The organism is Paraburkholderia sp. A1RI_3L, from assembly GCF_048957895.1.
GTDB classification, from domain to species: domain Bacteria; phylum Pseudomonadota; class Gammaproteobacteria; order Burkholderiales; family Burkholderiaceae; genus Paraburkholderia; species Paraburkholderia kururiensis.
Window position 1 is genome coordinate 304,960 of the sequence record NZ_JARCHA010000006.1, and the last position, 13,072, is coordinate 318,031.

Annotated in this window: 11 protein-coding genes and 1 pseudogene; 8 read left to right on the plus strand and 4 right to left on the minus strand. The window is 68.7% G+C overall.

The window, feature by feature from the left end:
• Positions 1-122 precede the first annotated feature (122 nt).
• The 7 genes and pseudogenes from PXJ20_RS18745 to PXJ20_RS18775 all read left to right on the plus strand — a co-directional run bounded on the left by PXJ20_RS18745 (position 123) and on the right by PXJ20_RS18775 (position 7,330).
• The gene (locus PXJ20_RS18745) at positions 123-671 is read left to right on the plus strand and encodes an outer membrane lipoprotein carrier protein LolA (RefSeq protein ID WP_421030992.1); all 549 of its coding nucleotides are present in this window, start codon (positions 123-125) and stop codon (positions 669-671) included.
• Positions 671-3,295: an MMPL family transporter gene (locus tag PXJ20_RS18750; RefSeq protein WP_421030482.1), complete on the plus strand. Its 2,625-nt coding sequence runs from the start codon at positions 671-673 to the stop codon at positions 3,293-3,295. Before PXJ20_RS18745 ends, PXJ20_RS18750 begins: the two co-directional genes overlap by 1 nt.
• Entirely contained in the window at positions 3,292-4,164 is an 873-nt protein-coding gene (locus tag PXJ20_RS18755) for a polysaccharide deacetylase family protein (protein ID WP_421030481.1), read from the plus strand. Before PXJ20_RS18750 ends, PXJ20_RS18755 begins: the two co-directional genes overlap by 4 nt.
• Positions 4,165-4,294: 130 nt before the next feature.
• Entirely contained in the window at positions 4,295-5,548 is a 1,254-nt protein-coding gene (locus PXJ20_RS18760) for a beta-ketoacyl-[acyl-carrier-protein] synthase family protein (RefSeq protein WP_421030480.1), read from the plus strand.
• Positions 5,545-6,361: pseudogene (locus PXJ20_RS18765) on the plus strand (beta-ketoacyl synthase chain length factor). The gene PXJ20_RS18760 and the pseudogene PXJ20_RS18765 overlap by 4 nt, the downstream one beginning before the upstream one ends.
• Positions 6,362-6,501: 140 nt before the next feature.
• A complete protein-coding gene (locus PXJ20_RS18770; protein ID WP_421030991.1) occupies positions 6,502-6,918 on the plus strand; it encodes a hydroxymyristoyl-ACP dehydratase in 417 nt (138 codons plus the stop codon).
• 58 nt (positions 6,919-6,976) lie between these two features.
• The gene (locus PXJ20_RS18775) at positions 6,977-7,330 is read left to right on the plus strand and encodes a hypothetical protein (protein WP_421030478.1); all 354 of its coding nucleotides are present in this window, start codon (positions 6,977-6,979) and stop codon (positions 7,328-7,330) included.
• 326 nt (positions 7,331-7,656) lie between these two features.
• On the opposite strand, the gene PXJ20_RS18780 is transcribed toward PXJ20_RS18775, so the two are convergent.
• Positions 7,657-8,151, minus strand: coding sequence for a ferritin-like domain-containing protein (locus PXJ20_RS18780; RefSeq protein ID WP_421030477.1), 495 nt, complete (start codon positions 8,149-8,151; stop codon positions 7,657-7,659).
• A 587-nt stretch (positions 8,152-8,738) separates the two neighbouring features.
• On the opposite strand from PXJ20_RS18780, the gene PXJ20_RS18785 reads away from it, so the two are divergent.
• A complete protein-coding gene (locus PXJ20_RS18785) occupies positions 8,739-10,058 on the plus strand; it encodes a DNA topoisomerase IB (RefSeq protein WP_421030990.1) in 1,320 nt (439 codons plus the stop codon).
• A 204-nt stretch (positions 10,059-10,262) separates the two neighbouring features.
• Here PXJ20_RS18785 and PXJ20_RS18790 read toward each other — a convergent pair whose 3' ends face one another.
• The 3 genes from PXJ20_RS18790 to PXJ20_RS18800 all read right to left on the minus strand — a co-directional run bounded on the left by PXJ20_RS18790 (position 10,263) and on the right by PXJ20_RS18800 (position 13,022).
• Positions 10,263-11,525 carry a phosphatidylserine decarboxylase family protein gene (locus PXJ20_RS18790; RefSeq protein WP_421030476.1) on the minus strand — a complete coding sequence of 421 codons (1,263 nt, stop codon included), beginning with the start codon at positions 11,523-11,525 and terminating at the stop codon, positions 10,263-10,265.
• Between the two features lie 37 nt (positions 11,526-11,562).
• Positions 11,563-11,799: a hypothetical protein gene (locus PXJ20_RS18795; protein WP_017773087.1), complete on the minus strand. Its 237-nt coding sequence runs from the start codon at positions 11,797-11,799 to the stop codon at positions 11,563-11,565.
• Positions 11,800-12,221: 422 nt separating this feature from the next.
• Positions 12,222-13,022, minus strand: coding sequence for an OmpA family protein (locus PXJ20_RS18800; protein ID WP_421030475.1), 801 nt, complete (start codon positions 13,020-13,022; stop codon positions 12,222-12,224).
• Between the last annotated feature and the right edge of the window lie 50 nt (positions 13,023-13,072).

Consider the following 13,072-nt stretch of genomic DNA (forward strand, 5'->3'; position numbering starts at 1 on the left):
TCGTGAGCGCGGGCGTGATCGGGCTCTGCACGTGCATCGACGCGAGCGCCGCGCAAGCGTTAGCGGCAAGTGCCGATGCGCCATCCGTCACCGCGCAGGCCGTTCCCCCTGCGAAGGCCTCGATGCACACCGACGCACGAGCCACGTCGTCGTCATCGTCCGCGTGGACCCTCGACCGCCTGATGGCCACGCTCGCGCAGAAGAAGTCGGGGCACGCCACTTTCACCGAAACCAAGTACCTCGCCATCGCGGACCAGCCGGTGGTCTCGTCGGGCGAACTCAGTTTCACCGCGCCTGACCACCTCGAAAAACGCACGCTGAGCCCGAAGCCCGAAGACCTCGTGGTGGACGGCGACAAGCTCACCGTCGCGCGCAACGACCATCGCTATACGCTCGCGCTCGCGCAATACCCGGAGCTGGCCGCGTTCATCGAAAGCATTCGCGCCACGCTGGCGGGCAACCGCTACGTGCTGGAGCAGGTCTACAAGGTGGCGGTCGCAGGCGAAGGCGACGGCTGGACGCTCACGCTCACGCCGCTCGACTCGCGCCTGCGCAAGAACGTGAGCGAGATCACGCTGCGCGGCACGCGCGACATGCTGCATAGCGTGGCGATCCAGCAGGCCGACGGCGACCGTTCGCTGATGCGGCTGCAAAACGCCGGAGCGCCCTGATGAGCGCCGCCACATCGCACAAGGCAAGCAAGCCGCAACCGCTGCCGCCAGGCGAGCCACGGCAACCGCCGCCTAGCCCTGGCCCTGGCCGCGGCCGCCCGCCGCTCGCCGTGCTGCTGTGGCTGCTGTTTCTTCTCGCGTGCGGCGTCGCCATTGCCCGTGCGCAGTTCACCGCCGACCTTTCCGCGTTCCTGCCGCGCTCGCCCGACGCGCGGCAACAGGTGCTCGTCGAGCAGTTGCGCGAGGGGCTCGTGTCGCGGCTGATCCTTGTCGGCATCGAAGGTGGCGACGCGGCCACGCGCGCCGCGCTCTCGCGCCGCATGGCGACGACGCTGCGCAGCGACCCGCAGTTCGCGGCCGTCAACAACGGCGAGCCCGTGAACGAGGCGAACGACCAGCGCTTCGTCTTCGAGCATCGCTACGTGCTGAGTCCAACCGTGACGCCCGAGCGCTTTTCGGCGGACGGCCTGCATCGCGCGCTCGGAGAAAGTCTCGATCTGCTCAGTTCGTCCGCGGGTTTGCTCACGAAGGCGCTGTTGCCGCGCGACCCGACCGGCGAAACCACGGCTTTCGCTGAGCGGCTCGAAAGCGGCCAGCAGCCTGCCGTGCAGGACGGCGTGTGGGCCTCGCGCGACGGCCAGCGCGCGCTGCTGCTCGTAGAAACGCGCGCCGCCGGCTCGGACACCGACGCCCAAGCACGTGCCATCGCCGCCGTCCGGCATGCGTTCGATGCGGCCACGCAGGGCAGTAAGGCCTCGCCCTGCCGCCTCGTAATGACCGGCACCGGCGTGTTTTCCGTCGAAACGCGCGACAACATCCGCCACGATGTCGAGCGGCTTTCGGTGCTGAGCCTCGTGCTGATCGCGGCGCTGCTGCTCGTGCTCTATCGTTCGCCGCTCACGCTCGCCCTTGGCCTGCTGCCCGTGCTGTGCGGCGTGGCGGCGGGCATCGCGGCGGTGAGCGTCGTGTTCCACACGGTGCACGGGCTCACGCTCGGCTTCGGCACGACGCTGATCGGCGAAGCCGTGGACTATTCGATCTATCTGTTCGTGCAGTCGTCGCGCGCGGGGCCGGGTGCGGAGCCCGGCCCGCGCGTGAGTCGTGAAGACGCCTTGCGCCAATGGACCACGCGTTACTGGCCCGTGGTGCGGCTCGGCGTGCTGACCTCGGTGTGCGGGTTTGCGTCGATGCTGTTCTCGGGTTTTCCGGGGCTCGTGCAGTTGGGCCTCTATTCGATTGCGGGACTCGTCACGGCTGCGCTCGTCACGCGTTACGTGCTGCCGCATCTGCGCGGCCCGCATCACGCCATACGCGACGTGTCGCGTGCCGGCGCCGTGCTCGCGCGGCTCGCGCAAACCGCCTCGCGGCTGCGCTGGCTCGTGGCGGTGCTGACGGTGGCCGCCGTCGCGGTGCTGGTCACGCACCGCGGGCATCTCTGGAGCCACGAGCTGGCCGCGTTGAGCCCTGTGTCGCCGCAAAGCCAGGCGCTCGATGCGAGCCTGCGCGCCGACGTGGGCGCCCCCGACGTCCGCTACCTCGTGGTGATCTCGGGCGCGAGCGAGGAAGCCGTGCTGGAAGGCGCGGAGAAGGTAGGCGCGCAATTGCAGCCACTCGTAGCGGCAGGCGTGATCGCGGGCTACGAGAGCCCCGCGCGGTATCTGCCGAGCGCGACCACGCAGCGCGCGCGTCTGGCGAGCCTGCCGGCCGCGGACGTACTCGCCGAACGCATGCGCACGGCCGTTGAAGACCAGCCGGTGCACGTCAAGCCGCAGGTGTTCGCGCCGTTCATCTCCGACGTGCAAACCGCGCGCAACGGCGGCCTGCTCACCCGCGACGACTTGCGCGGCACGTCGATGGCGCTCGCCGTGGATGCGTTACTGAGCCATCAAGGCAACGACGCCAACAAAGGCGGCAACGCCTGGCGCGCGATGCTCGCCCTGCGCGCGCCAGCGGCCCCAACCACGACCCAACCTGCAAGCGCCGCGCCAACCGCGCGTGCCGACGAACCGAGCCTCGATGCCGGCCGCGTCAGCGCGGCAGTCGCGCGCGCCAACGTGCCGGGCGCGCTGTTCGTGGACCTGAAGTCCGAGGCCGACCGTCTCTACGTCAACTACGTGGGCGAGGACCTGCACCTCTCGCTCGCGGGCCTCGCCGCGATCGTGGTCTTGCTGCTCGTCGCACTGCGTTCGCCGCTGCGTGTGGTGCGCACGCTCGCGCCGCTCGCGGCCGCCGTGCTCGTGGTGAGCGCGGCGCTTGCGCTGGCGGGCGTGGCGCTCACCATCCTGCATCTGATCGGCATGCTGCTGATCGTCGCGGTGGGCTCCAACTACGCGCTGTTCTTCAACATGCCAGCGCGCAGCGCCGACGTAAGTGCCGATGCAAGCGCCGCGCAAGACACGCGCATGGCGCCCATCACGCTCGTGTCGCTGCTCGTGGCGAATCTTTCGACGGTGGCCGGCTTCGGGCTGCTCGCCTTCGCCCATGTGCCGCTGCTGCAGGCATTCGGCCTCACGGTGGGGCCGGGCGCGGTGCTCGCGCTGGTGTTTTCGGCGATGCTCGCGCCGGCCGGCACGGCCCACGCCACCCACGCGGCCCACGTCGTTCATGCGGGAGAAGCGCGATGACGCTCAAGACCAACGTGCCGCCCGCCATGCCGGCAGCCTTGGCGGCGCACTCGCGACGCTGGCGGCCGTCGCCCTTCATTGCAGGCACGGCCGGGCTGCATGCCGTGGCGGCCACCGCCGTGGGCGCGGCGCCTGCCACGTGGCCGTGGGCGCTCGGCAGCGTGATGGCGTCGCACCTTGCGCTGACCGCTGCGGGCCTGTGGCCGCGCAGCGCGCTGCTCGGGCCGAACTGGAGGCGCCTGCCCGCCAGCGCCGGCAACAGCATCGCGCTCACCATCGACGACGGCCCGCACCCCGAGGTCACGCCGCGCGTGCTCGACGTGCTGGACCGCCACGGCGCCCGCGCCACGTTCTTCTGCATCGGCGACGAGGCGCGCCGCTACCCGAGGTGCGTAGAAGCGATCGTCGCGCGCGGCCACGCCGTGGAGAATCACAGCCAGCGGCATCTGCACCGCTTCTCGCTGCTGGGGCCGGCCGCGATGCGACGCGAGATCGAGGCCGCTCAAACCACGCTCGCCGGCATCACGGGCACGCCGCCGCGCTTTTTCCGCGCGCCCGCGGGGCTGCGCAATCCGTTCCTCGAACCCGCGCTGTGCGCGCTGGGCCTTCACCTCGCCAGCTGGACGCGGCGGGGCTTCGACACCCGCACGAACGACGCCGCGCGTGTCGCGCACCGCTTGCTGAACGGCCTCGCGCCCGGCGACATCCTGCTCGTGCACGACGGCCACGCGGCGTGCGATGCGCACAACCGGCCGGTCGTGCTCGACGTGCTGCCGAAGGTGCTGGAGGCCGCAGCGGCAGCGCAGTTGCGCTGCATGACGTTGCGGGCGGCATGGGCTACCCAGGCTACCCAGGCGGGGCGGCCATGAACAGCGCAACGTCGAGGCGCGCCATAGAGCCCCTTTGCTACCATTGTGCCGCCCGCGACCCGGCAAGCCCGCGGGCCCGCGCCTGCATCGCCTGCATGACACCCATGACCAGCAACGGAACCCCCGAGCCGTGACTCCTCTTCTCGTCTCGCACTTCACAGCCACCAGCTGCCTCGGCCGCGGACTCGACGCCCTCGGCGACGCCCTGCGTCAAGGGCGCGGCGGTCTCGTGCCGTGCCGCTTCGAACGGGCGACGCTCGACACCTGGGTGGGCGAGGTGGCAGGCGTCGATGCCGTGCCCGTGCGCGCGGACCTTGCCGACTTCGACTGCCGCAACAACCGGCTCGCGCAGATGGCCTTCACCGCTGACGGTTTCGACGCCGCCGTACGCGAGGCGGCCGCACGCTACGGCGCCGCGCGCATCGGCGTGTTCGTCGGCACCAGCACGGCCGGCATCCTCGAAACCGAACTGGCCTACCGGCAGCGCGATGGCGAGACGGGCGCCCTGCCCGCGGGCTTTCGCTACGCGCAGACCCACAATCCGTGGTCCGCGGCGGCGTTCGTGCGCACGTACTTTGACCTGCAAGGGCCGGCCACCACGATTTCGTCGGCGTGCTCGTCGGGCGCGAAAGTGTTCGGGTCGGCGCGCCGCATGATCGAGGCCGGGCTCATCGATGCCGCCGTGGTGGGCGGGGTGGATTCGCTGTGCCTCACCACGCTCTACGGCTTCAACTCGCTCGAACTGCTCTCGCGCGAACCGTGCAGACCGTTCGACGTGGCGCGCAGCGGCATTTCGATCGGCGAGGCCGGTGCGTTCGCGCTGATCGAGCGCGCGCCGCAGCAGGCCGGTGCACTCAACGACGACGCAATTCTGCTGCTCGGCATCGGCGAATCGAGCGACGCGCATCACATGTCGTCGCCGCATCCCGAAGGGCTTGGTGCGCGCATGGCCATCGAGGACGCCCTGCGTACGGCGGGCAAGGCCGGCATTGAGGCAGCCAGCGTGGACTACATCAACCTGCACGGCACCGCGACGCCGAGCAACGACGCCGCCGAAAGTCTCGCCGTGAATGCGATCTTCGACGGCACGCCGTGCAGCTCGACGAAGGGCGCAACGGGCCACACGCTGGGCGCGGCGGGCGCGCTGGAAGCGGTGATCGCCGCGTGGTCGCTGCGCGCGCAATGGCTGCCCGCAGGCGTCAACACGACCCGGCCCGACCCCGCGCTCTCGCCGGGCTATCTGCTGGAAGGCCGAGCAGCTTCGCTGCGCGCGGCGCTCAGCAACTCGTTCGGCTTCGGCGGCACGAACTGCAGTTTGCTGTTCGGCCACGCGGGCCGGCTGCGCGATGCGGGCCGGCTCGATAGCGGAGGGCAGTCATCATGACCCGGCTCACCGCGTACATCGAAGGCATCGGGCTACTTGGCCCGGCACTGGGCGGCTGGGCACAGGCGCGCGAGGTGCTCGCGGGCCGCGCGCCGTGGACGGCGCGCGCACCGCGCCGCCCGCGCCAGGCCTGCCCCCGCCGAGCGGCGCCGCACCGGCACGATCGTGAGAATCGCGCTCGCCGCGGGTCTGGAGGCGGTGGCCGCGAGCGGGCGCGACGCGTCCACGCTCGCCACCGTGTTCGCGTCGTCGGGCGGGGACGGACAGAACTGCCACGCGATCTGCGAAACGCTGGCGGGCGACGACCGGCAACTCTCGCCCACGCGCTTTCACAACTCCGTGCACAACGCGCCGGCCGGCTACTGGAGCATCGCGACGCGCGCCATGGCGCCGTCGAACGTGCTGTGCGCCTACGACGGCAGCTTCTGCGCGGGCCTGCTCGAAAGCCTGACCCAGGCCGCGGTGGACGGCACGCCGAACCTGCTGATCGCCTTCGACACCGACTACCCGCTGCCCATGCGCGATGTGCGCCCCATACCGGACGCGTTCGGCGTAGCGCTCGTGTTCGCGGCCCAGCCGGGCGAGCGCACGCTCGCGCGCATCGAAGCCGAACTCACTGACGCCGCCGCCACCCCGCTTGCCGACGCCGCGCTCGAAGCGCTGCGCGCAAGCCATCCCGCCGCGCGCGCGTTGCCGCTTTGCACGGCACTGGCCGCAGGCGAGAACGCGAGCGTCGTGCTCGACTACCTGCCTGGCCTCAATTGCCGGGTCGACATCACATGGCCGGATTCAACCGGCCAATTCCGCTCATGACGCTCAACGCTTCACCTGCTCCGGCGCTTCCGCTCGTGTCCGAACCTTCGCGTACTGCGCCCTCGACGGTGGCAGCCGCAACGCTCACCGCGCCGCTCGCGAAGGACTGGATCGCGGCCCACATTCCCCATGCCGGCTCGATGTGCCTGCTGGACGCCGTGGCCGCCTGGGACGACGTCTCGATCCGCTGCACGGCAACGAGCCACCTCGATGCGCACAACCCGCTGCGCGCGGACGGACGGCTCGCGGCCATCTGCGGCGTCGAATACGCAGCCCAGGCCATGGCCGTTCACGGCGCGGCGCTCGCTTCGGCAGATCCGCACGCGAACCCGCCGCCGCGCGCCGGCTTTCTCGCGAGCCTGCGCGACCTCGAAGTCAACGTCGCGCGGCTCGATACGCTCGGCGGCCCGCTCGACATCGAAGCCGAGCGCCTGGGCGGCGACAGCAACAACGTGCTCTACCGCTTCACGCTGCACTGCGGCGGCGAACTGCTGATGACCGGCCGCGCCGCCGTGATACTCGACGCCGACGCGGGCGAACCCGCGCACCGGCCTTGAAGATCCGCCCCAATCACCTCAACCACTCCAACCCAACCGTCACGGGAGAACCCACGCCATGAAGAAAACGAAGCTCCTCGCCCTTACCGTTGCCCTTACCGTTGCCCTTGCCGCTATCAGCCCGTTCGCTCACGCGGACCTCTCGGAAGACGCTCACGCGCTCAAGGAAGACGTGAAGACCGCCGGTAAGGACACCGGCCACGCCATCGCGCACGGCGCAAAGGAAGCGGGACACGACATCGCGAGCGGCGCGAAGGTGGTGGGCCACGGCGTGGCGAGCGGTGCGAAGGTTGTCGGTCACGGCGTGGCGAGCGGCGCCAAGGCCGTGGGCCACGGCATCGCCGATACGAGCCGCAAGGGCTATGAGGCCACCAAGCGCGCCGTGAAGGGCGACGACAAGCCGGCACAGTAAAGTCGTGCGCGGCCGGGTTGCCAGCTTGGTTGGCAGCCGGGTTGGCAGCCCCCCTGGCAGCCTGGTTGCCTGGTTCGTGGTCTGGTTGCGGACCGGGTTGCCCATTCAGATGCCGACACGGTTGCCACCGCGGTCGGCAAACCAGCCCACGAGGTGAGCGCGGCCCAGCCGCGCTCACTGTCCGACGCGGTCAGACGATGCGAGCGTGATGGAGCCGGACGCTGGGCCGTCGAGCATGGCGCGCATGACCGGCAAGCGCGCCACGCATACGCTGCAGACGCTTATCGCCCACGCCCCCGCCGCGCCCCGCTACCTCGCACAAGCCGTCACGCTGCCTTCGCCTGCACGTTGCCGGCCTTTTCCGCGAACTTCGTGAGCTTGAGGTCGGTAGCCTTTTCTTCTTCCAGCGTTTCCTGGAGCAGCTTCACAGCGTCGTTGAAGCCAAGCTGCTTGCCAAGCGCGCACAGCGTGCCGTAGGCCGCAATCTCGTAGTGCTCCACTTTCTGCGCGGCGCCCACGAGGCCCGCATCCAGCACCGGTCCCTTCCCGATTTCATCGATCAGTTCCTCGCCTTCTTCCACGAGCCCTTCCATCGCCACGCACTTGATGCGCTTGAGACGAATGCCGCACGACTCCACTACCTTGTCGATGCGCTCGATCTGCCCTTGCGTTTCTTCCAGATGGGTCTGAAACGCCTTCGAGAGTTCCTCGTTGCTCGCGGTCCGCGATAGCTTGCCGAGCGCGCGCGTGAGCTGTTTCTCCGCGCTGTAGATGTCGGAAAGCGAATGGACGAAAAGATCCTGAAGTGTCTTGCGGGTCATCTGTAGCTCCTGTGAGTGAATGGTCGATTTCAACTTCGACTGCACTTCGATTGCAACTTCGATCGCGACTTCGTTTGCGACGTGGACGGCGCGCGCAGGGCCGACGGACTGCACCTGCACACGCGTCCCCTGCCTGCGACGCTCCGCAACGGGTGTGCCACGCAGCGTGTCGAAGGGTGTGCGGGCAAGGCGAGAGGTCGGCATGCGCGAGGCAGACCGCGCGGCATGACTGCGTTGTAACGCTTACCTGTGCCGAGACCCATGGCGTCGATGCAGCGCGCGACGCGCAGAGCCACACCCCTTGCTGCGAATGCGCCGCAACGGACTCCTGAACGCACGGCGCGAGCACACCAGGCGAACCCGAAGCCAATCACGAGCAACCCGGAGCAACCCCGAAGCCCCCCAGCAACCCACTGGCATGTCCGTTGCTGTGATGGCTACAGTCCGCACGATGTGGACACGGCAGGTGAAAACGACAGGCGGACGGCAACATGCCATCACCCTCACAACGAGACGCTGGGAACACACGTGCGCTGCGCAAACGCGCCGGCGGCGCCATCGAACGCGGCAACGGCGTGGCGAGAGACATGGCCGCCGTCGCGTCCAACCACGATGCACACGACCTGCAATACGTGAGCGACCGCTGCCCCGGCGTCACGCGCAAGCGCGTGGGCGAGCGCTTCGCGTACTTCGACGCCGCCGGCAGCCGCATCCGCGATGCAAGCGAGATCGCGCGCATCGACGCACTCGCCATTCCACCGGCCTACACCGACGTCTGGATCTGCGCCGACCCGCGCGGCTATCTGCAGGCCACGGGCCGCGACGCGCGCGGGCGCAAGCAATACCGCTATCACCCCGCCTGGCGCGAAGTGCGCGACGCCACGAAGTACGAGCGCATGGCCGCGTTCGGCGAGGCGTTGCCGCGCGTGCGCCGTCGTGTGGCACGCGACCTGAGGCTGCGCGGCATGCCATGGGACAAGGTAGTGGCCACGGTCGTGCGGCTGCTCGACATCACGCTCGTGCGCGTGGGCAACCCCGAATACGCGAAGGAGAACCGCTCCTACGGCCTCACCACGCTGCGCAAGAAGCACGCGGCCGTCGCGGCGGGCAAGCTGCGTTTTCGCTTTCGCGGCAAGAGCGGCGTCGCACACGACGTCGAGGTGGACGACCCGCGCGTGGCGAGCGTCGTGCGCCGATGCCTCGGACTGCCGGGCCACGAGCTGTTCCAGTTCGTCGATGAAAACGGCACGCTGCGGCCCGTAAGTTCCACCGATATCAATACCTACCTGCGGGAGGCAAGCGGCGCCGATTTCACGGCCAAGGACTACCGCACCTGGGCCGGCAGCGTGCTCGCGCTCGGCGCGTTGCGTCGCATCGAGGCACAACTCGAGCGAGAGGCGGAAGACGTTACGCTGAAACAGGTCGCGCCGAAAAAAGCCGCGAAAAATGCGGCAAACAGCAGGGCAAAAAGCAGGACAAAAAGCACTGCGGAACATTCGGCACACAGCGGCAGCAGGCAGCGCAAAGGCGCCATGCACCGGCATCTCGTGCAGACCATCAAGGACGTCGCGCACACGCTGCGCAACACGCCTGCCGTGTGCCGGCGCTGCTACATCCACCCGGCCGTGGTGGACGCCTTCGAGCAAGGCGAGCTTCATAGACTCGCCGCGGTTCGCACGCGGCGCGGCCTCAAGGCCGACGAGGCACTGTTCGCTCAATTGCTGCGGCGTCATGCCCGCGCGATGCGCGCGGCCGCGAGAGAAGCCACGCGCTCGACGGCGCGCAAGCGTACGCCGAGGTCGGGCGGTTCAAGGCTCAGCAGCAGCCCGGATGATGCAAGCCGGCCTGGCAACGCGGCCGGCTCGAATCGTTCAAGCCGGGCAGCCCGCGAACTCTACGCGTCCTGAACGATAACGACGCAAACGCTGCGCGCGTCCTTCTCCGCCCTATCCGCCCTATCCGCCCTCTCCGCCCGCTTGCCCGCTCGCGCCGTAGTGGTCATCGGAGCGATCACTGCGGCAAAACGAAACCGGAGAACGCTGAAACACGCGAAACGACGCCCGCTGCGAACGCGGTGCCGAAGCACCCGGCCGGGATCTCGCTGGCCTTGCTCACCGCCGTGCCGTAGCCAGATGCGCGTTGACCTTGATGGGTGGCACGTCGTCGTGATACGGCGGCTTCGGTTCGAAGCGCTCGATCACGCCGGGCCGGAAGATCAGGCAGTACGTGCTGCCGCCGTACTGGAAGTAGCCGATCTGTTCGCCCTTCTCCACATGCTGGCCCGGCAGCGCGACGATCCGGCACGACGATACTTCGGCCATCCCCACGAACACGCACGCCACTTCGCCAATGGCCGGCTCGTCGCAGTCGATCACGATCACCGCGCGCGCCGCTACCGCCGTGGTGTAGCCCTGCGAGTGGTTGAGTCCGCCCGGGTCCACGCCTTCGGCTTCCAGGTTCGAGTAGTAGGTGCCGTCCACGTTGTACGCGGCCACGATGCGCCCCGCCACCGGCGCGTGCCAGCGGTGATAGTTGAACGCACTGAGATAGCCCTGATACACCGCACCGCCCACGAACCGGTGCGCGAGATCCTGCTGGCTTTCCGTCAGAATTTCGCGCAGCGAATACGGTTGGTTCTTGAGCCAGAAGCAATCGTGCAGTTGCACGTTTTCGCGCACGTCGAAGGGCGATGCCTCGCAGGCGCTCACGATGATCCGATGGTCGCCGTGTCCCGCCACGGGACGCACGCCCTCGCGAAACTCGCGCGTGAAGAACGCGTTCCACGAGGCAAAGCCCCAATACGGACGCGCCGGGTCGCAGAGGAACTGGTCCATGCCGATCTTGCGCCGCGCCGCTTCGCAGAACCATCCGTGCGGCGCATGCGTGTTCAGGTGCGCGCGCGAATGCGGGCCGCTCAGGAAACCGCACCAGTAGTCGAGCACCCGGCGCATCTGCTCGTTGAATGCGGGGTCGCGAAACACCGCGTAGCCCGAGGGCATGCACATCGGCCATTCGAGCACCGCGTTCAGTGGCGTGGCCACCGGCAGCGAGGGGTCGAACGGCGGCGCGTACGTCATGAGGAAATCGACGATGCTCATGAGTTCCTCGATGGACGTATAGCCGAGTTCGTAACCCGCCTCGCGCTCCTCGCCGATGGCGCGCGTGAGGTTCATGCGCAGCACGGCGTCGCCGGAGACGAGCTCCGAGAGGTCTTTCACCACGCTCGCGCGCGGCATGCCTTGCAGGCGACTCGCGCGCTGCTGTGCCTTCCTGCCAAGGTCCAGCCTGAACGCCTTCGCGGCGTCTTCGCTCGAAGGCAGCCAGCCGCCCAGGCGTCGGCGTGCCTTCACGGGCGGCTTTTTCTGCTCACTCATGCGCTGTGCTCCGTGCGTTGAAACGTGCAGACGTGACTCATGCCGACAGGTCGCCCTTGCCGGGCGGCTCGACGGCCTTCGGATCGTCGAGGTGTCCGCGTGCCGGCGCGTAGGGACCTTTGCCGGGCTCGGGCTTCTGCGGAATCATGGTTTCGTCCATGTTGCCGTGGGGTTTCTCTTTCACCTGGCCGTCGCGGTGCACGGATACGTCGTCGCCTTCGCGGGGGGAACGGCGGGCCGGGTCGGCTTCGTCTGCGGGTGAGCGTGCTGTCATGGGCCTCGTCCCTCCTTCATGGATCGATCGGCGGATACATGAAGGGAAGCGACGCAAGCGGCGTGCCGCGTGCGGGCACGCCACCCAACCCGGCGCCGAAGCGGGAAATTCTTCCGGCTCCTCGTGCCCGCACAGCGCCCTCGCCGCATGCGTTTTTTTCAGCAGTGCTCGTTCCTGCCATGAGTCACGGACGTTCGAATTCGTGCGCTCCGCCCAGAGCGCGCATGCGAGCCGCTGGCGCAGCGCACGAGAGCCGCCCGTGCGCTCGCTTCGTCCGGGCTCAGTGTGCGGTGATGAAGCCAAGGCATGCCGTGCGATGGCAGATGGCAGACGACAAATGGCCCGGGGTCACACAATCACGCGCGCAATCACGCGAGCAACCCCGGGCCGGGTACCGCGGTGCAACGCGGTGCAAACGCCGCCTAGCGCTGGCCGTACACCGAAATCGTCACGCGCCGGTCCGCCTGCAGGCAGGCAATCACGGCAGGCGACGCTCCAGGCGGGCAATGCGAAACCGGCTGCGACGAGCCGACGCCCTCCGCCCGAACGCGTTGCGCATCGAGCCCGTGCGCCACGAAATAGCGCTTCACGGTTTCGGCTCTCGCCTGCGAGAGCGCACGGTTGCTCTCCTCGGAACCGATGCGGTCGGTGTGACCCACCACGTCGATGTGCGTCACGCCGTCCTCGGCGTGGATCTTCGCCAGCGCCGCGTCCAGTTCGGCGCGCCCGCCCGGCAGCATCGAATCGAGACTCGACTTGCCGAACGGAAACAGCGCCTCGCCCTGGATCGTGAACTGATCGAGCGGTGCGGGCTTCGTTGCGTCGGCCGCGGGCGGGGTCGGCGCCGCCGCCTCGCGCACGAAGTCGGCGCACTGCGGGTCGCGCCAGTACGTGCCGCTCACGCGCATGTTCTTGTCGAATTGCACCTGGTACTGGCAGGACACCACCTGATCGCCGCGCCGAAAGTCGAACAGGTAGTTCCACACGTGGTTGCCCACGAACCACTCGTGAAACTGCGGCGGCCCGATCAGTTCGTAGAGCTGGTCCTTGTTGAGCCCCGTACTCACGTTGCGCAGGTTCGCCACGTTCACGAACGTGCCGCCCGCAGGCGACGCGGACGCGGCATCCGGAAACTGCGGCGGCGTGTGAGGCACCGCGCAGCCCTCTATGGCGACGGCGGCCGAAAGGCACACCGAAAGCAGCACAGCCTGTTGAGATTTCATGGTTCGCTTGTTGGTCCGCTTGTTGGTTCGTCTGTCATTCCGTTCCAGGT